At 72.9% G+C, this 18,396-nt stretch carries 18 protein-coding genes; 8 read left to right on the top strand and 10 right to left on the bottom strand.

Going from position 1 to position 18,396, the window contains the following annotated elements:
* Window positions 1–68 precede the first annotated feature (68 nt).
* The 5 genes from BN39_RS11340 to BN39_RS11320 form a co-directional block, all read right to left on the bottom strand.
* Entirely contained in the window at window positions 69–1,772 is a 1,704-nt protein-coding gene (locus BN39_RS11340; protein ID WP_019202521.1) for a sodium:solute symporter family protein, read from the bottom strand.
* A 95-nt stretch (window positions 1,773–1,867) separates the two neighbouring features.
* On the bottom strand, window positions 1,868–3,622 hold the full coding sequence (locus BN39_RS11335; RefSeq protein ID WP_019202520.1) for an AMP-binding protein: 1,755 nt from the start codon (window positions 3,620–3,622) through the stop codon (window positions 1,868–1,870).
* Window positions 3,619–4,230 (bottom strand): nuclear transport factor 2 family protein, encoded by a 612-nt coding sequence (locus BN39_RS11330; RefSeq protein WP_237741645.1) that lies wholly within the window; start codon window positions 4,228–4,230, stop codon window positions 3,619–3,621. Before BN39_RS11330 ends, BN39_RS11335 begins: the two co-directional genes overlap by 4 nt.
* A 79-nt stretch (window positions 4,231–4,309) precedes the next feature.
* Entirely contained in the window at window positions 4,310–5,404 is a 1,095-nt protein-coding gene (locus BN39_RS11325; protein WP_019202518.1) for a CdaR family transcriptional regulator, read from the bottom strand.
* Between the two features lie 40 nt (window positions 5,405–5,444).
* On the bottom strand, window positions 5,445–6,848 hold the full coding sequence (locus tag BN39_RS11320) for an NAD(P)H-quinone dehydrogenase (protein ID WP_019202517.1): 1,404 nt from the start codon (window positions 6,846–6,848) through the stop codon (window positions 5,445–5,447).
* Between the two features lie 71 nt (window positions 6,849–6,919).
* Between BN39_RS11320 and BN39_RS11315 the strand changes: the two genes are divergently transcribed.
* Complete coding sequence (locus BN39_RS11315) at window positions 6,920–7,405, top strand: gamma-glutamylcyclotransferase (RefSeq protein WP_019202516.1); 486 nt, start codon at window positions 6,920–6,922, stop codon at window positions 7,403–7,405.
* Window position 7,406: 1 nt separating this feature from the next.
* Here the strand turns inward: BN39_RS11315 and BN39_RS11310 are convergent, their stop codons facing one another.
* Window positions 7,407–7,616: a hypothetical protein gene (locus BN39_RS11310; protein ID WP_019202515.1), complete on the bottom strand. Its 210-nt coding sequence runs from the start codon at window positions 7,614–7,616 to the stop codon at window positions 7,407–7,409.
* A gap of 55 nt (window positions 7,617–7,671) precedes the next feature.
* On the opposite strand from BN39_RS11310, the gene BN39_RS11305 reads away from it, so the two are divergent.
* Window positions 7,672–8,679 (top strand): helix-turn-helix domain-containing protein, encoded by a 1,008-nt coding sequence (locus tag BN39_RS11305; RefSeq protein ID WP_019202514.1) that lies wholly within the window; start codon window positions 7,672–7,674, stop codon window positions 8,677–8,679.
* Here the strand turns inward: BN39_RS11305 and BN39_RS11300 are convergent.
* The 3 genes from BN39_RS11300 to BN39_RS11290 are packed head-to-tail and all read right to left on the bottom strand — an operon-like array spanning window position 8,648 to window position 11,746.
* Window positions 8,648–9,832 carry an amidohydrolase gene (locus BN39_RS11300; protein WP_019202513.1) on the bottom strand — a complete coding sequence of 395 codons (1,185 nt, stop codon included), beginning with the start codon at window positions 9,830–9,832 and terminating at the stop codon, window positions 8,648–8,650. The two genes, BN39_RS11305 and BN39_RS11300, sit on opposite strands and share 32 nt — an antisense overlap.
* Window positions 9,829–11,031, bottom strand: a complete 1,203-nt coding sequence (locus tag BN39_RS11295; RefSeq protein WP_019202512.1) for an amidohydrolase — start codon at window positions 11,029–11,031, stop codon at window positions 9,829–9,831. Before BN39_RS11295 ends, BN39_RS11300 begins: the two co-directional genes overlap by 4 nt.
* Before the next feature lies 1 nt (window position 11,032).
* Window positions 11,033–11,746, bottom strand: coding sequence for an enoyl-CoA hydratase/isomerase family protein (locus BN39_RS11290; protein ID WP_019202511.1), 714 nt, complete (start codon window positions 11,744–11,746; stop codon window positions 11,033–11,035).
* A gap of 32 nt (window positions 11,747–11,778) precedes the next feature.
* Between BN39_RS11290 and BN39_RS11285 the strand changes: the two genes are divergently transcribed.
* From BN39_RS11285 to BN39_RS23475, 3 genes are read left to right on the top strand one after another with little or no spacing between them, the layout of a single operon-like run.
* The gene (locus BN39_RS11285) at window positions 11,779–12,615 is read left to right on the top strand and encodes a purine-nucleoside phosphorylase (RefSeq protein WP_019202510.1); all 837 of its coding nucleotides are present in this window, start codon (window positions 11,779–11,781) and stop codon (window positions 12,613–12,615) included.
* Window positions 12,616–14,253, top strand: a complete 1,638-nt coding sequence (locus BN39_RS11280; protein ID WP_019202509.1) for a phospho-sugar mutase — start codon at window positions 12,616–12,618, stop codon at window positions 14,251–14,253.
* The gene (locus BN39_RS23475; protein ID WP_159103243.1) at window positions 14,235–14,789 is read left to right on the top strand and encodes a hypothetical protein; all 555 of its coding nucleotides are present in this window, start codon (window positions 14,235–14,237) and stop codon (window positions 14,787–14,789) included. Before BN39_RS11280 ends, BN39_RS23475 begins: the two co-directional genes overlap by 19 nt.
* Before the next feature lie 3 nt (window positions 14,790–14,792).
* Here BN39_RS23475 and upp read toward each other — a convergent pair whose 3' ends face one another.
* Complete coding sequence (upp, locus tag BN39_RS11270; protein WP_019202507.1) at window positions 14,793–15,422, bottom strand: uracil phosphoribosyltransferase; 630 nt, start codon at window positions 15,420–15,422, stop codon at window positions 14,793–14,795.
* Between the two features lie 65 nt (window positions 15,423–15,487).
* On the opposite strand from upp, the gene BN39_RS23875 reads away from it, so the two are divergent.
* The 3 genes from BN39_RS23875 to BN39_RS11255 all read left to right on the top strand — a co-directional run bounded on the left by BN39_RS23875 (window position 15,488) and on the right by BN39_RS11255 (window position 18,385).
* A complete protein-coding gene (locus BN39_RS23875) occupies window positions 15,488–15,805 on the top strand; it encodes a hypothetical protein (protein WP_019202506.1) in 318 nt (105 codons plus the stop codon).
* Window positions 15,802–16,992, top strand: a complete 1,191-nt coding sequence (locus BN39_RS11260) for a C40 family peptidase (RefSeq protein ID WP_019202505.1) — start codon at window positions 15,802–15,804, stop codon at window positions 16,990–16,992. The genes BN39_RS23875 and BN39_RS11260 overlap by 4 nt, the downstream gene beginning before the upstream one ends.
* 82 nt (window positions 16,993–17,074) lie before the next feature.
* The gene (locus BN39_RS11255) at window positions 17,075–18,385 is read left to right on the top strand and encodes a hypothetical protein (RefSeq protein WP_019202504.1); all 1,311 of its coding nucleotides are present in this window, start codon (window positions 17,075–17,077) and stop codon (window positions 18,383–18,385) included.
* Window positions 18,386–18,396: the final 11 nt, after the last annotated feature.

Genomic DNA, 18,396 nt, shown 5'->3' with positions numbered 1-18,396 from the left:
TCCCGGCTTCTCTGTCGGTCGTGCCATGTCAGCTCCTGCGTCGGGGGTTGTCGTGGTGCATCGGGCGCCTACCGGAAGACCAGGCTCAGTGCGGCCACCAGGACCAGCACCAGGATGCCGAGCGGGACGGGGCGGGAGTACCAGGGCGCCGTGGGGTCCTCGTCGCCCTGCAGTGTGGACCGGTCGGTGACGGAGTACACCAGTCCGTGCAGCTCGGACACCGGCTTCGGGGCGGTGACCGCCGAGACCAGCACGGAGACCACGATGTCCACCACGAAAGCCGCCGACGCTGCGACGAACGGCATGCCCTGCCCGGGGAGGTCGATCACGCCGGTCTCCTGCAGCAGGAAGACTCCGATCGCGGCGCCGGTACCGGACACGAGGCCCACCCACCCGGCGGTGGGCGTCATCCGTTTCCAGAACATGCCCAGGAGGAACGTCGCGAACAGCGGCGCGTTGAAGAACCCGAACAGCGTCTGCAGGTAGTCCATGAGGTTGGAGTAGCCCGCGGCGATGGTCGCGGTGCCGATCGCGAGGATCACCGCGGCGACGGTCGCGACCTGGCCCACGCGGATGTAGTAGGAGTCCTCGCGGTCCTTCACCACGTACTGCTGCCACAGGTCGTAGCTGAACACCGTGTTGAACGCGGACACGTTCGCCGCCATGCCCGCCATGAACGAGGCGATGAGGCCCGCGACCGCCACGCCCAGGAGACCGTTCGGCAGGATGTCGCGCATCATCAGCAGGATCGCGTCGTTGTAGGTGTAGTCGCTCGTGGCGCCGGAGTTCTTGAGGTGGATCATGTCGCCGACCACGGCGGCGCAGATCATGCCGGGCACCACCACGACGAACGGGATGAACATCTTCGGGATGGCGCCGATGATCGGGGCGCGACGGGCCGCGGACATCGAATCGGACGCCATGGCGCGCTGGACCTCGACGAAGTTGGTGGTCCAATACCCGAAGGACAGAACGAATCCCAGGCCGAACACGATGCCGACCACCGACCACACCGGCGATTCGAACCCGCTCAGGGCCTGCCCCGGCCAGGTGTGCAACTGGTCGGAGACGGTGGCCGTCACCGAACCGTCGCCCTTGCGGGTGTCGATCACCTTCTCCTTGAGGCCGCTCCAGCCGCCCACCTTGATCAACCCGATCACGGTCAGCGGGACCAGGGCCGCGAGGATCACGAAGAACTGCAGGACCTCGTTGTAGATCGCCGCGGAGAGGCCGCCGAGAGCGGTGTACGTGAGCACCACCGCGGCCGCCACGACGAGGGAGACCCAGCGCGGCCAGCCGAGCACCGCGTTGATCACGGTGGCCAGCAGGAACAGGTTGACGCCCGCGATGAGAACCTGGGCCACGGCGAAGCTCAGGGCGTTCACCAGGTGCGCCCCGGTACCGAACCGGCGGCGCATGAACTCGGGGACGCTGCGCACCTTGGAGCCGTAGTAGAACGGCATCATCACCAGGCCGAGGAACACCATGGCCGGCACCGCGCCGATCCAGTAGTAGTGGAACGTCGAGATGCCGATCTGGGCGCCGTTGGCGGACATGCCCATGATCTCGACGGCACCGAGGTTCGCGGACACGAACGCGATGCCGGTGACCCAGGCCGGCAGCCGCCGGCCCGAGAGGAAGAAGTCCAGGCTGGACGCGACCTGTGTCCGTGCCATGTACCCGATGCCGAGCACGAACACGAAGTAGATCGCGACCAGCGTGTAGTCGAGCAGACCGACGTTGAGTCGGAGCCCGTCGCCCGCCAGGAGCATCGCGCCTCCAGGAGTAGTCGTAACGATTTCCGACGAAATCTAACACTCCCGCACAGAGCTGCTCCCGTTTCCGGAGGAATAACGTGCGGAACTGTTCAGTTTCGCGTCCAGCCCGGGTCGTCGGCTCCCCCGTCCGGCACCAGCGCGGACCGGCCGTTCGCGGCGAACTCGGCGCGGATCGCCGCCCTGTCGGCGCCGGTCAGCGGCCGGTACTCCACCTCCCGGCCCGGCCGGAGCAGGACGCCGGGCACCTCCCACAGCGGCGCCCGGAGCGCCTTCTTGTCGATCTTGCGGGTCGCCGTCACCGGCACCGCGTCGGTCACCCGGACGTACCGCGGCGCCCACTTGCCCGCCAGGTCCGGCTGCGCGGCGAGGAACCGCGCGAACCCGCCGGGATCGAATGCGCCCGGGTCGTCCACCTGCAGCACGGCCATCACCTGATCCCCGGTCGCGGCGTCGGGGACCGGGAACACGGCCGCCAGGCGGACGCCGGGGTGCCGGCCGAGGATGCGCTCGATCGGCGCCGCCGAGAAGTTCTCGCTGTCCACCCGCAGCCGATCGGCGCCGCGACCCGCGAAGTAGAAGAACCCCGCCTCGTCCCGATAGCCGAGATCCCCCGTCAGGTAGAGGGATCCGCGGATGCGCTCCGCGGTCGCCGCCGGGTTCCGGTAGTACCCCTCGAAACCGGGCGCGCCGTCGGGGTTGGCGAACTCGCCGATCGCCTCGCCGGCGTTCAGCAGCCTCCCGTCGTCGTCGAACCGCGCCCGCGGGCACGGTTCGAGGGTGGCCGGGTCCACGACCTCGACCCGCATCCCGGCCGGAGGCACGCCCAGCGCACCGGGCGGGGTGTCGTCGGTCATCCTGATCACCACGCCGCCCTCGGAGGAGCCGTAGGACTCGGTGGGACGCACCCCGAACCGGCGCTCGAACTCGGCGCGGTCGCGCTCCGAGGCCTCCGTGCCGAAGCAGGCCCGCAGGCGCGTGCGCCGTTCCTCGGGCCGCTCGGGCTGTGCCAGCACGTACGCCAGGGAGCGACCGACGTAGTTGAAGAACGTCGCGCCCGTGGCGAGCAGGTCGTCGACGAACCCCGACGCGGAGAACCGCCGCGCGAGCGCGAACGTGCCCCCGGTGGCCAGCGGATTCGCCCAACAGGCCAGGATCGCGTTCCCGTGGAACAGCGGCATCGCGTTGTAGCTCACGTCCTCGCGACCGATACCCATGTGGAACAGCGCGGCCGCCGCGAGGCGGCCGGTACTGCAGATCACCGCCTTCGGATCACCGGTCGAGCCGGAGGTGAACAACAGCAGCAGACGCGTGGCCGGATCGGCCGCCGAGGCCACGTCGGGCCCGGGGAGTGACCGCGCGCCGTCGACCGCGGCCAGGAACGCGGGATCGGCGACGTCGACGATCCGCCGCTCCTCCACGCCGTGGTCGTGGCCGTCGATTTCGGCGCGGCGTTCCGCATCGGTGATCAGGATCTGGCAGTCGGCGTTCCGGACGTCGCGCGCCCGGTCGGCGCCCGTCCGGGTGAGGTTGACGCCGACCGCCGTGGCGCCCGCGTAGGCCGCGGCCCCGATGTGGAACAGGTACTCCGGATGGTTCTCCAGCATCACTCCCACGTGGAACGGGCGCTCGGGGTCGCGCAGCGCGAGGAGCAGGTGCGCCCGGGCCCGGCACTCGGCCACGAACTCCGCCCAGGTCCACGACGCGCCCTCGAACAGGAGCCCCGTCTTGTGGTCTTCCGCGCGCCGCTCCAACAGGTCCCGGGTGGTGGCCGTTCCCGCGGCCCAGGCCGCGGGCCCCGTCGCCGTCGCCGGGGCGGAACCGACGCTCCCGCCGCCCGCCGTCACGCGCCCACCGCGTCCGGGTGCACCTGCGCGAGGTACGCGGCGGGGAGCTCGTCGCGCTCCACCGCTCGCAGCTCGACGGTGCCGCCGCCGTACGAGTCCTCGCCCGCGACGAGCCCGTTCTCGTCGATCGGCCACACCAGCAATTGCCGGTACGAGTAGAGGTAGTCGGCGCCGGGATCGCCCACGGCCAGGCCCATGGCGATCGCCGTGGCGCCGGGCACGAGCATCGTCAGCAGCCCCTCGGTGACGAGCCCGTGGTCGTCCACGATGAGGCGGTCCACGTCGTACTGGATGTGGTTGGCGCCGCCCGCCACGATTCCGGCGTAGTACTGCCGCACACCGTCGTGCCCCTTGGGGCCGAAGTCCCCTCCCCCGTGCCAGAAGTGGTACGCGGCATCGGGACTCACGGTGGCCATGAGGCGGTCCAGGTCGGCCTCGGCCTCGGCCTGCATGTGCTCGAGGACCACGGTGAGGACGGCGCGGCGGCGCGGGTCGGTCTCGCTCTCCAGGCGTTCGGCGACGAGCCTCCAGTTGCGGGTCGGATCGATGAGGGCCATGGGGTTCTCCTTCAGGTGGCTGTCGTCCGCGGGCCGTGCGGACGTCTTCATCGTGACCCCCGTCACACCGCGCGCACAGCCGCCACGCGTCGCGCGATCCGCGTCGCCGGCGCGACGGCCGTCGGGCGGGTCAGCCGGGATACAGGTCCGATTCGCGCAGCGCCGCGTCGGAGGAGCGCAGGCGCCGCGCGAGCAGGGCCAGGGTCGCCTGGAACCGGTCGACGGGGTCCTCCAGCCGCCATCCGGTGGCCGCCTCGACCCGCGCCAGCCGGGCGCCGACCGTGCTGTGGTGCAGCCGCAGCTCAGCGGCTGTCCGCCGGAGTGACCCGAACACGCAGTAGGACTCGAGCGCCTCGACGTCCAGATCGCCGCCCGGCGCGGCGAGCACCCCGTCGAGCGCGGCCAGCCCGGGGTCCTCGGCGAGCCTGTCGGGCGGCACCTCGGCCAGCATCGCCAGGGAGCCGAGCGGACCGTACGGCACGGCGCGCCGGCCGAACACGGTGCTGGAGGCGAACCGGACCGCGACGCAGGCCTGCCGCCAGGACTCGGGGGCGCGGTGCGCGGGCAGCGCCTCGCCGATGCCGAGCCACACGTCGAGCGGGTTCCGCACCCCGGTCACGTTCGGAAACCTGCGATCGAGGTCACCGTGCACCGCCGTGGTCAGCTCCCGCATCGGCGGCGGGTCCCCGACCAGGCAGACCACCAGCCGGCCCGAGTCCGACGGCGCGACCCGCCCCGGCACGGCGCGGCGCAACGCCTCCACGCCGGGCGCGGCGTCGTCGGCCGCGGCGACGGCCACCGCGGCCAGCGGGCGGCCGGGATCGAGCCCCAGGAGCGCCACCGCTCGCAGCCGGTCCTCCCGGGACTCGCGACGCGAGACGGCGATCTCCACGAGCCCCGGATCACCGAGCCGCAGCAGCGAGGGCCGCGGACGGTCGCGGGCGGCGCGCAGAGCGCGGGCGAGCCTGTCCGCGAGCACCACGTCGAGAGGGTGCGCCCCACCGTCGCGGCGCACCTTCACGCCGATCTCCCCCGATGCCACGGGGGCCGCCTCCACCGGGCAGCCCGCGACGCGTTCCGCCTCGCGCACCAGGGCGTCGGCGTCGCACGCGGTCTCGGTCAGGGCGTCGAAGTGGGCGAGGATCCGCAGCACGCCGACGGTGTCCGCGACCATCGCGGGGATACGCGGCACGCCGGCGCCGTCGCCGGCCGAGGAATGGAACACGTTCTCATCATGCCGCGCTCCCGCGCCGACGCGACGCCGATCAGGCCAGGTCGTCCTGGCGCATCAGCTGCCGCGCGGCCTCGGTGACCGAGCCGGCGAGCGACGGGTACACGGAGAACGTCTGGGCCACGTCGTCCACCGTCAGGCCGTTCTGCACGGCGACGGTCAGCGGAAGGATCAGCTCGGAGGCGTTGGGCGCCACCACGACTCCGCCGATCACGAGACCGGTGTTCGGGCGGCAGAAGACCTTGACGAATCCGCGCTTGAGCCCCGACATCTTGGCCCGCGGGTTGGTCGCGAGGGGCAGCATGACGGTGCGCGCCTGGTAGGTGCCGTCGTCGATGGAGGCCTGTGAGACGCCCACGGTCGCGATCTCGGGGCGGGTGAAGATCGCCGACGACACGGTCTTGAGCTTCACGGGCGAGACGCCCTCGCCCAGGGCGTGGTACATGGCGACGCGGCCCTGCATGGCGGCCACGGACGCCAGCGGCAGCACGCCGGTGCAGTCACCGGCGGCGTAGATGCCGGGCACCTTGGTGCGCGAGACCCGGTCGACGGGGATGTACCCGCCCTTGTTCAGCTCGATCCCCACGTCCTCGAGTCCGATGCCCTCGGTGTTCGGGATGGAGCCCACGGTCATCAGGCAGTGCGAACCCTCGACGGTGCGGCCGTCGGTGAGCCGCACGACGATGCCGCCGTCGGTGCGCTCGACCTTGTCCGCGTACGCGCGCTTGACCAGCGAGACGCCGCGGTCGACCAGCGCGTCCTCCAGGACCAGCGCGGCGTCCTCGTCCTCGTGCGGGAGCACCCGGTCGCGGGAGCTGACCAGGGTGACCTTGATCCCGAGCTCGGTGTAGGCGTGCACGAACTCGGCACCGGTGACGCCGGACCCGACGACCACGAGATGGGTGGGCAGCTCCTCCAGGTCGTACAGCTGGCGCCACGTGACGATGCGGTCGCCGTCGGGTTTCGCGGACTCCAGCACGCGGGGCGAGGCGCCGGTGGCGATGAGGACCACGTCGGCCTCGAGCATCTGCTCGCCGCCGGTGGGCGTGACCACGTTCACCACGTGCTGCGCCATACCGGGGCTGGTGGGCGCGAGCGAGGCGTTGCCGCGGATGATCCGGACGCCCTCGCCGACGAGCCGCGCACGGATGTCCGCCGACTGGGCCGCCGCGAGGTCCTTGACGCGGGTGTTGATCCGCTCCACGTCGATCTCGACGCGCTCGAAGTGCAGCTCGATGCCGAGGTCGACGGCGCGGCGGGTCTCGGTGCGGATGCCGGTCGAGGCGATGAACGTCTTCGACGGGACGCAGTCGTACAGGACGCACGCGCCGCCGATCCCGTCCGCCTCGATCACCGTGACGTCGCCGCCGTGGGCCACCGCCACCAGCGCCGCCTCGTACCCCGCCGGCCCGCCGCCGATGATCACGATGTTCGTCATGGCTGCAACGCTATCGTCCCGACCGCGCCCACGTGCGCCGGAGGGGTGAAGCTCGCGCGTAGAGTTCACCTGTGCCCATCTACGCCGCCTACGGTTCGAACATGCACCCCGAGCAGATGGCCGAGCGCGCCCCGCACTCGCCCATGTCCGGCACGGGGTGGCTCACGGGCTGGCGTCTGACCTTCGCCGGGGAGGACATCGGCTGGGAGGGCGCGCTCGCGACCGTCACCGAGGACCCCGGCGCGAAGGTGTTCGTGGTGCTCTACGACGTCACCGAGGACGACGAGGTCTCCCTGGACCGCTGGGAGGGCTCCGAACTCGGCATCCACGTCAAGGTGAAGGCGCGGGTCGACCTGGTCGACGGGGGCTCCACACTCGCGTGGCTGTACGTGGTGGACGCGTTCGAGGGCGGCCTGCCCTCGGCGCGCTACCTGGGCGTCATGGCCGACGCCGCGGAGATCGCGGGCGCACCGGAGGAGTACGTCCTCGCGCTGCGCACCCGGGAGTCCCGGAACGTGGGGCCGGGCCCCGGTTCCGCGGCCGACGGCGTCGACTGACTCAGGCCCGCCCGGCCTCGCAGCTCGACGGTGCCGGCTCGATCGCCGCGGCCAGCCGGTGCAGGGCCGCGGCCAGCGCGCGCCTCGGGTCCCGGCCCGGGCGCCCGACGGTGCGCCGCCCCGAACGGTCGTGGATGTCCGCCAGGCGTGCGTAGACTGAGGCCGTCGGAGGATCCGCCGCCAGGTTCCAGTGCTCTCTGTATTCGCTCATACGTCGAGCACACACGAACCGGCTCCAGGGTTCCAATGATTTAGGTGGCGCCTACATGTTGACCTACCTGCTGGACGTCGGCGACCTGGCCGACGCCCGATTCGTGGTGTCCCCCTTGAACGAAACGGTGTTCAGCATCTTCCACCTGCACCGGATCCACCCGTCCGCATCGCATCTGGCCCGGTGGCGGAGCGACGCGCACGCGGCGCGAGGCCGCTACGACGCGGCGACGATCGACGCCCTGATCTCCCCCTCCGGCAAGCAGATCCCCGATTTCCTCACCCCGATCACCGCGCCGGGCCGCACCCGGCCCTCGTTCGGCGAGCACCTGGCGATGGTCGCCGCCACGGATCCGGAGATCGCGCGCGGCCAACTCGCCGGCCTCGCCGAGGGCTCCCCGCCGTCCGCCGCGCTGGCGGGTCTCATCGGGCACGACGATCCCGCGGGCAGGGCCGCCGAGGCGCTCGCCGGGTACCACCGGGAGACCGTCGAGCCGATCTGGCCGGCGGTTCAGCGCATCCTGGAATCGGATATCACCTACCGCGGAAGGGAACTCGCCTCCGGTGGGCCCGCCCGGTTGTTCGGCACTCTCACCCCGTACGTCGAGTGGAACCGCAGCGGCGAACTCCGCGTGAGCCTGGAGTGCACCAACGCCACCGGCGAATTCGCTTCGGGCGGCCTCGGACTGACGCTCCTGCCGAGCGTGTTCGTCGGCGGGGTGACGGTGGCACACGATCCGGCGAGCACGGCGCCCAACATCGGCTACTCGGCGCGCGGTTCGGCGACCCTCACCGAATCGGCGCCGCCGGTCGCGGACGACGCCCTGCGCAGGCTGATCGGCGCCGCGAAGGCGGATCTCCTCGCCGCGCTCGCCGAACCCGCCGCGGTCAGCGAACTGGCCGCGGCGCTGGGCATCTCGCCGTCCGCCGTGTCGCAGAGCCTGAAAATCCTGGGCGCGAACGGCATCGTGGAGAGCTCCCGCTACGGCCGCCGAGTCCTCTACCGCCGCACCGCCCTCGGCGACGCGCTGATCACTCCGCGGAGTGGAACACCACGTTCGTGAGGACCTTCACGCCCATCTCCAACGCCCGCTCGTCGAGCACGAAATCGGGCTGGTGCAGGTCGTACTGGCGCCCCTCGCCGGACCACACGCCGAGCCGCGCCATCGCGCCCGGCGCCTCCTCGAGGTACCAGGAGAAGTCCTCGCCGCCGCCGGACTGCGGGGTGTCCGTGACACCGTCCGCGGACACGTCGCGCGCCGCCTGGGCGAGCACGGAGGCCGCCCTCTTCTCGTTGATCACCGGCGGCACGCCGCGGGTGTAATTCACCTCGTGCTTGATCCGCAGCGGCGCCAGCAACTCGCCCACCACCTCGCGGACCAGGGGCTCGAGGGTCTCCCAGATGTGATGTTCGCCCGTGCGCACGGTGCCGTGCAGCGCGCCGATCTGCGGGATCGCGTTCGGGGCGGACCCGCCGTTCGCCGCGCCCCACACCATGATCGTGCCGGACCGCGGGTCCACCCGGCGCGACAGCACGCCCGGCAGCCCCGTGATCACGGCGCCCATCCCGTAGATGAGGTCCGAGGTCAGGTGCGGCCGCGAGGTGTGCCCGCCCGGCGAGTGCAGAATGACCTCCACGTGATCCGCCGCGGAGGTGATCGCCCCCGCGCGCACGCCGATCCGGCCCACCTCGATCCGCGGGTCGCAGTGCAGCGCGTAGATCCGGGACACACCGTCCATCACGCGGTCGCGCACGGCGGACAGCGCGCCGCCGGGCATGACCTCCTCGGCCGGCTGGAAGATCAGCCGCACGCCGACCGGCAGCTTCCCGGCGGCGTCCAGTTCCGCCAGGGCCAGCGCCGTGCCGGTCAGGATCGTGGTGTGCGCGTCGTGCCCGCACGCGTGCGAGACGCCGGGGTTGGAGGACTGGAAGTCGAGGCCCGTGGCCTCGTGGATGGGCAACGCGTCCATGTCGGCGCGGAGCGCGATCCGCTCCCCCGAGTCGGGCCCGAGGTCACAGACCAGGCCCGTGGTCGAGAGGCGCCGGGGGTGCAGCCCGTGCGCGGTGAGCGTCTCGACGACGGTGTTCGTGGTCCGCTGCTCGCGCCACGACAGCTCGGGGTGCGCGTGCAGGTCGCGGCGGAACTCCCGGAGCCACCCGCCCCTGCGCTGCAACCAGTCCTCGACGTGCGCCGCACCAGCGGTACTGCCGCTCACCTTCCGCCTCCCTGTTCCGGGCCCCGCGCGGCCCGGTTCAGCAGCCGCGCGCGCTCATCGTCGTCCTCCGCGACCGCAGCGAAGGCTGCGGCCAGGGCGAGCGCTCCGTCGCGCACGGCCCGATCGGCGGACGGCGTCGCGGCGGCGGCCGTGAATTCCGGCTGATGGGTCACGGCCCCGTCGGTCTCCAAGCCGATCAGCGGATGGATCGACGGTACAGCGTGGCTCACGTTGCCCATGTCGGTACTCCCCAGCGGGACCAGCCGCTCGAACTCCTCCGCGACCGGCGAGCGGCCGATCGCGACCGCCGCGGCGCGGTAGGCGGCGGCCAGCCCGTCGTCGCTGCGCAGCTCGGTGTAGGCGGGCGACACCTCGGTCACGGTGTGCGTGCAGCCGGACGCCAGGGCACCCGCCGCGAAGCAGTCCCCCGCCCGCGCGGCCAGCCTGTCCAGGGACTCGGCGTCGTCCGCGCGCAGGTAGTACAGCAGTTCCGCGGTCGCCGGCACCACGTTCGGGGCGCTCCCGCCCTCGCTGACGATGCCGTGCAGCTGCTGCCCCGGTTCGAGGTGCTGGCGCAGCAGGCCGAGCGCCACCTGCGCGACGGTGGCGGCGTCGCCCGCGTTGCGGCCGGCCCACGGCGCGGCGGAGGCGTGCGCCTCCCGGCCGGAGAACCCGATGGCGAGGTCCGCGAGGGCGAGCGTGCGGGTGCGCACCACGTCGAACGGGGCGGGGTGCACCATCCCGGCGCACGCGACGCCGTCGAACGCGCCGCGCTGCAGCATGAGCACCTTGCCGCCTCCGGACTCCTCCGCCGGAGTGCCGTAGACCTCGACGGTGATGCCCAGTTCGTCGGCGACGGAGGCGAGCGCCGCCCCGGCGCCGACCCCGGCCGCCGCGATGATGTTGTGCCCGCACGCGTGGCCGATCCCCGGGAGGGCGTCGTACTCGGCGAACACCGCCACCCGCAGGGGGCCGTCGCCCGCGCGCGCGACGAACGCGGTGTCGAGGCCCGCGATCGCCCGCTCGACCGCGAAACCGTACCCGTCCAGGACCTCGGTGAGCAGCGCCGCCGCCCGGTGCTCCTCGAACGCCGGCTCCGGGCGGGCGTGCACCGCATGGCTGACCGAGACCAGCTCCGTGTTCAGGTCGTCGACGGTGGCGGTCAGCCGGTCGAGGACGGAGGAGACGGCGGCCGCCACGTCAGCCGAACTTGACGTCGGTCGGGGTCGGCACCGCCAGGGCGGTGAGCAGCGGCGCGTGCAGGTCGTTCTTGATCTTGTTCAGCGTGGGCCCGTCGGCCGCGGCGTTCGCGGCGGCGCGGGAGGTCGCCTCGGCGACGAGATCGGCCTCGGAGGCCGTCGCCTGCACGATCCCCGCGGCCACGGCCTCGGCGCCGCCGTAGCGGCGTCCCGTGGTCATCGACTCGACCGCGGTCTGGTACGGCAGCCGCGAGCGCAGCAGCGAGGCCATGCCCTCGGTGAAACCCATCTTCAGGCTGACCTCGGGGAGGCAGAAGAAGCCGCGGTCCTCGCGCATGACTGCGAAGTCGCAGGACAGCGCCAGCATCGCGCCGGCGCCGAAGGCGTGGCCGTTGATCGCGGCCACGGTGGTCATCGGGAAGGTGAGCAGCCGGCTGAACACGGTGTGCGCCCGGTCCAGGTAGGCGGGGAGCTCGCCGAAGTTGGCCAGGATGTACATCACGTCGAGCCCGTTGGAGAAGAACTTGCCGGTGGCCGTCACAACGAGCGCCGCGGGCGCGCCGGCCGCCTGCGCCTCGATCTCGTCGAGGCGGGCGTGCACCGCATCGATCCAGTCCGGTGAGAACCGGTTCTCCGGGTTGGCCTCGGAGAGCTCGACGCCCTCGTCCCCCAGGAGGAGTGTGAAGACATCGTCGGTGCGAGTGACGTAAGGCATGGCCGTCAGGATAGCCGCTAGCATCTGGGGCTATGGCGCAAGATCCGGCGGCACGAGATTTCGGTATCGACGATCCCTCCGCGGCGGCACGGGAGGCGGCGGACGCCCTCGTGGCGGCGACCGGGGGTGAGCGGTTCGACGCGGCGGTGGTCCTCGGCTCCGGCTGGGCCCCCGCGGCGGAGGCGCTCACGGCGCGCGGAGCCGAGGCCGGATCCGTCCCGATGGCGCGGCTCCCCCACTTCGCGCCGCCCAGCGCCGCGGGCCACAGGGGAACCGCGTCGGCCGTGGTGGTCGGCGACAAGCGGGTCCTGGTCCTCCTCGGGCGGACTCACGCGTACGAGGGCCACGACCTCTCCCGGGTGGTGCACCCCGTGCGCACGGCGTGCGCCGCCGGCGCGTCGACGGTGATCCTCACCAACGCCGCGGGCGGCCTCCGCGAGGGCATGTTCGTGGGCGAGCCCGTGCTGATCTCCGACCACCTCAACCTCACCGCGCGCTCGCCGCTGGTCGGCGCGCAGTTCGTCAACCTGGTGGACGCCTACTCCCCCGAGCTGCGCGCGCTGGCCCGGAAGGTGGACCCGTCGCTCGGCGAGGGCGTCTACGCGGGACTGCCGGGGCCGCACTACGAGACGCCGGCGGAGATCCGGATGCTGCGCACGCTGGGCGCCGATCTGGTCGGCATGTCCACGGTGCACGAGACCATCGCGGCCCGCGCCGAAGACGCTGCGGTGCTGGGTATCTCGCTGGTGACCAACCTGGCCGCCGGGATCACGGGCGAGCCCCTGAACCACGAGGAGGTCCTCGAGGCCGGCCGGGAGGCGGCCGGCCGGATGGGCGGCCTGCTCGCCGACGTGATCGAGGCGATGTAGGTGGCCGCCGTGGACGCGCGGGCGTGGATCGCCGCCGACCCCGACCCCGAGACCCGCGCCGAACTCGAGGCCCTCGCACCCGACGCGCTGGCGGAGCGCTTCGCGGCGCCCCTCACGTTCGGCACCGCCGGCCTCCGCGGTCCGGTGCGCGGCGGACCGTCGGGCATGAACGTGGCCGTCGTGACCCGCGCGACGTGGGCGCTCGGCGAATGGCTCAAGGGCCGGTGCCTCGGCGGCGGCACCGTGGTCGTGGGGCGCGACGCGCGACGCGGCAGCGAGGCCTTCTTCGCCGCGGCCACCGAGGTCCTCGCCGCCCAGGGCTTCGCCGTGGTGGCGCTGCCCGAGCCCGGCCCCACGCCGTGGGTGTCGTTCGCGACCAGGGCCCTCGGCGCGGCGGCGGGCGTGCAGATCACCGCCTCGCACAACCCGCCCGCCGACAACGGGTACAAGGTGTACGTCGACGGTGGCGCGCAGCTGGCCGCCCCGGCCGACGCGGAGATCGAGGCGCTCATCGCCTCGGCGCCCGGCGCGAACACGATCGAGCGCGCCGCCGTGCCCGCCGATCCGCGGGCCGACGAGGTGGTCGAGGCCTACCTCGATCGGGTGTCCTCGCTCCGGCCGCCCCCGGCGACGGGGCTGCGGATCGCCCTCACCCCCATGCACGGCGTGGGTGGAAAGGTAGCGGTGGAGGCGCTGCGCCGCAGCGGATTCCACGACGTGCACGTCGTGGAGCAGCAGTTCGCGCCGGACGGCGGATTCCCCACGGTCACGTTCCCCAACCCGGAGGAACCGGGCGCCTCGGACCTGCTCCTCGCACTCGCGGAGAGCGTGGACGCCGATCTGGCGATCGCCCTGGACCCCGACGCCGACCGGTGCGCCCTGGGCGCCCGCACCCCCGACGGGTGGCGGATGCTCACCGGCGACGAGGCCGGATCGCTGCTCGGCGCGCACCTGCTGGACCAGCCGCTGGACGGCGCACCGCCGGACCCCCTGGTGGCCACGACGATCGTGAGCTCGGAGCTGCTGGGCGCGATCGCGGAGGCCGGCGGCGCCCGGTACGCCCGCACGCTCACCGGCTTCAAGAACCTGGTGCGCGCGGGGGACGGCCTGGTGTTCGCCTACGAGGAGGCCCTCGGCCTCTGCGCCGATCCGTCGGCGGTGCGCGACAAGGACGGCGTCTCCGCGGCGGTCGTCGCGGCCGGGTACGCGGCCTCCCTCAAAGCCGGCGGCCGCACCCTCCCGGACGCGCTCGCCGACCTGTACCGCCGGCACGGGGTCCACCTCACGAGCCAGTACTCGCTGCGCGTCGACGACCTGACCCGGATCGGCGCGATCATGGCCCGGCTCCGCGACGACCCGCCGCTTGACATTGCGAACACCGCGGTGCGCTGCGAGGATCTGCTGCAAGCACGTCCCGCGACGGATGCGCTGGTGTTCCGCGGCGACGGCGTGCGGGTCACCGTGCGCCCCTCCGGAACGGAGCCGAAGGCGAAGTTCTACCTGGAGGTGATCGAACCCGTGGGTTCCCAGCAGCACGGCGAAGACTCCGGCGAGGCCCTCACGGGGGCCGTGGACGCCGCCCGCGGGCGCCTGGCCGCCGTGACGGACACCGTCCGGGAATGGGCGGCCTTCGAGTGAACCGCGGCCCGCACCGCCCGGGGAGCCCCCCGGGCCGTACCCGGGTGATCGCGCTGTCGGTGGTCGCCGGCGTGCTCCTCGTGGTGGCCGCCGCCGCGGCCGCCGCGGCGTACGTCAACGGCGAACAGGAGGAGTCCCCGGCCCCGTCGACCACGGCGGCGCCGAGCGCACCGTCGACCACGAGCACGCAGGTCCCGGCACCCGTGTCGACCGCGCCCGCCCCGACGGTGCCGGGAACGGACCGGCAGGGCTTCCTCGGCACGGCCGCGCGCTGCGCCGACGGGGACTCGGCCCGGATGATCGTGCAGACGGCGGCCTCCCAGGCCGTGGTCTGCGACCACGGGGGAACGCTGTACTACGCGGGGTGGCGCGCCGACACCGGCGCGGGCGTGCGCCTGGAGGGCGTCCTGCCCGCCGGCCCGGGGTGGGTGGTCCGGGCGCCGGACGCGACCATCAACATCACGCCCGGCGGCCTGGTGATCAGCACCCCGGCGGGCGAGTTCACCGAACCCTCGACGGGGTTCTGGGCGGGCTGACCGTCAGGTCCAGCGCGGCCCGAACTGCCGGTCTCCCGCGTCGCCCAGCCCGGGCACGATGTACGCGTTCTCGTTGAGCCCGCGGTCCACGGCGGCCGTCACCAGCCGCACCGGATGCCCGCAGTCCCCCAGGGCGCGAACACCTTCCGGTGCGGCCACCACGCACACCGCGGTCACATCGGTGGCGCCGCGCTGGGCGAGCAGGCCCAGGGTCTCCACCATCGACCCACCGGTGGCGAGCATCGGATCGAGCACGAAAACGGGCCGGCCCGTGAGATCCGCGGGGAGCGACTCGAAGTAGGGCTCCGGCACGTGGGTCTCCTCGTTGCGGCCCATCCCGACGAACCCGACCTGGGACTCCGGGAGCATCGCGTGCGCCTGATCCACCATCCCCAGGCCCGCGCGCAGCACCGGGACCAGGAGCGGCGGCGCTGCGAGCGCCGCGCCGTCGGTGACCTCCAGCGGAGTGCGCACCGGCTCGGCCACCACGGGCGCCCCGCGCATGGCCTCGTAGACCAGCATCTGGGTGAGCTCCTTGAGGGCCGCGCGGAACGAGGCGTTGTCGGTGGCCTCGTTCCGGAGCGCGGTGAGGCGGACGGCGGCCAGGGGGTGGTCGACCACGGTGATCTGCATGCGGCAAGCGTATCGGGAACCTCGCGGCGTCCTGGCCCGTCCAATTGATAGAGGGGGTACGGGGAATGGAACGGTTCGAGATGGACGTGCCGTCGGTGGCGAGCGCCGGCGGCGAACTGGGAGCGCTCGCCGCGTCGGTGAGCTCCGTGCTCGGAGTGGGTGCGGGCGCGTCGGCCGCGCTCGCCCCGGTGTTCGGGATCGTCGGCAGCGATTACACGGCCGAGTTGCTGGGCGCGGTCACCGCGGCCGACGCGGAACTGGCGCGGCTCGCCGCGTACTACGCCTCGGCCGCCGCGGGGGCCGCGCAGACCGTGGCCTCGGCCTCGGCCACCGAGGCGGGCGGCGCCGTCGCCCTGCTCGGGTTGCTGGGCGGCGCACCGTGAGCGGCGTCGTCGCGGCGCTCGCGGCGCCGCTGCGCTCGCTGGTCGACGCGTTCGGCACCGGCGATCTCACCGCGGCCGGCGTGGACGCGGCGATCGCGGCGGTGCAGGCGGAGCTGCAGCGCGTGGGCGCGCAGACGCGGAGCACCAATGTCGCGGTGGGGCAGGCGTGGACGGGCGTCGACGCCGGCGCCGCGCAGCGCAGCATCGGCTCCGGCGGCATCGCGGCCGGCGCGCTGTCCGAGCACACGGGGTCGCTCAAGGAGTCGGTGACGGTGGCCGCGGAGGCCGTGCGCACCGGCCACACGGAACTGACGCGGATCCTCGACTCCTTCGTGCGGAAGGCGGAGGCCGCGAACCCGGCACTGACCAACCCGGCCGGACTCATCGCGGTGCTCACGCTCGCGTCGGAACACCTGCAGCAGGCGCTCGACGTGCTCGAGCGGGTGCGCGGCCGACTCGACGGGGAGGCGGCCAAGGTCGCCGGTCTCGCGTCGTCCACGCCCACGGCGCCCGACACCGTGGGCGGCGGCGCCGCGACCACCCCCGCCGCGACGACGGCGGCGCCGACATCGCCGTCCTCGTGGTCCGGCGGCGGGGGCGCCGGTTCGGGGTCCGGCGGCGGTTCGCCGTCGAGCGCGTTGAGCGCCGTCCCGGCGGCGCTCTCGGGGCCGGGGTCCGGATCGGGCTCGGGCTCCCGTCCGGGTTCCGGCTCCGGACGGGGATCCCGCACCGCGCAGGCGTCGCGGGCCACGAAGGGCTCGACGGGGGTCTCGGTGACCTCCGACGGGAAGGGCGGCGTGACCATCCGGCTTCCCGACGGGTCGGTGGTGAAGGCACCCAACGCGAAGGCCGCCGCGGCGGTGCAGGCGGCGCTGACGCAGGTCGGCGTCCCGTACGCCTGGGGCGGCACCTCGCCGGGGGTGGGCCTCGACTGCAGCGGGCTGACGCAGTGGGCCTACCGCCAGGCCGGGATCGAGCTGCCGCGGATCGCCGACGCGCAGTCCGTGGGGGCACAGGTGAGCGGGGCCGACCTGCAGCCCGGGGACCTCGCCGTGTGGGACGGTCACGTCGCGATGGTGATCGGCAACGGCCTCATGGTGGAGGCCGGGGACCCGGTTCAGGTCAACCCCGTTCGCACCGACAACATCGGGCAGGGCTTCCACGGTTTCTGGCGCCCGACGGGCTGAGCGGGACCGCGATCGGGCCCGTGCGCAGGAGACCCCTCCTCTCCTCGACGACAAGTCGGCTCGGTGCACTAGTCTGGGCGCCATGGCGTCTGACATCGTCCCGATCGAGCTCGGCCTCACCGACGGCCCGGTGTACACCCTGTGGGCACCGCGGTGGCGGGACGGTGAGGACGAATGGGAGGCCTTCCTGGGCCTCGACGACGACCTCTACGGGTTCTCCTCCGTGGCCGAACTCGTCGCGTTCGCGCGCAGCGGGGCGGCCAACGATCTGGACGACCACCCCGCATGGGAGGCGCTCACCACGCTGCCCGCGGAGGCGTTCGCGCCGCGCGACGACCGCAGCTTCGACCTGATCTCGGTGCCGGAGCTCGCGGCCGAGGAGCCCACCCCCGAGGTGATCGCGGAGCTCGAGGACACGCTCGAGATCGTCTCGCTCATCGGCGAGGTGTGCGAGCTGATCGACGTCACGAAGTTCTTCAACGGCAACCCCGTGCTGGGCACCGTGCGGATCGGAACCCGCAACTTCGAGGGCCGCGAGGGCGCCGAGATGTGGCACAAGGTGGGCCAGATCATCGGCCGCAAGTGGGACGACGTCATCGACGCCATCGAGGGCGTCGTGAGTACCCCCGAGGTCTCGTCGTCGGCCACCGCCACGGCGGAGCAGGAACTCACCGCCGCCGCGGAGAAGGCGGCCGCGCTCGCCGACGACGAGGACGACCTCGATTCCCTGGACGCGGACGACGACCTCGACACCGACGACGATCTGGACGACGAGGCCGAGGACGCCGGCGACGCCGACCTCGCCGACGACGAGGCGGAGGAGGACGAGGAGTTCGAGGAGGACGACTCGTTCTGGGGCCAGGTCGGCATCGACCCCATCAAGATCATCACGTCGGACGGCGAGTACTACACGCTGCGCTGCTACCTCGATGACAACCCGGTCTTCCTGGGCCGCAAGGGAACGATCTTCGTGTTCGACTCCGAGGGCGCGCTGGCCCGCTACCTCGCCGACGACGAGGAGACCGACCTCTCGGAGGTCTCCACCTTCGACGAGGTGCGGGTGGCCGCGACCGACGGCTCGCTCGAGGTCGAGGTGTACGACGACAACGTGTACGTGCTGCCCGGCATCGGCGAGGACATCGCCGACGGCCCGCGCCGCATCGACCGCGATCAGCTGGACCTGGCCGTCGAACTGCTGCTGGACTCCGCCGATTTCGCGGACGACTCCTCGGTTCGGGACGCGCTGCGCCCCACCACCCCGCTGGGTTTCTTCGTCTCCTACGCGCTGGACCCGCAGCCGCGCCGCCTCGCACCGTCGGGCCCGTTCGACAACGAGGCCGAGGCGTGGCGGGCGCTGGAGCACGATTTCGAGGACCGGCTCGGCAAGAAGTAGGCCGGGCCGGG

This window comes from Tsukamurella sp. 1534, assembly GCF_000312385.1.
Classification (GTDB): domain Bacteria; phylum Actinomycetota; class Actinomycetes; order Mycobacteriales; family Mycobacteriaceae; genus Tsukamurella.
Note: the sequence above shows the minus strand (reverse complement) of the source record. Positions and strands in the feature narration are given on the sequence as shown.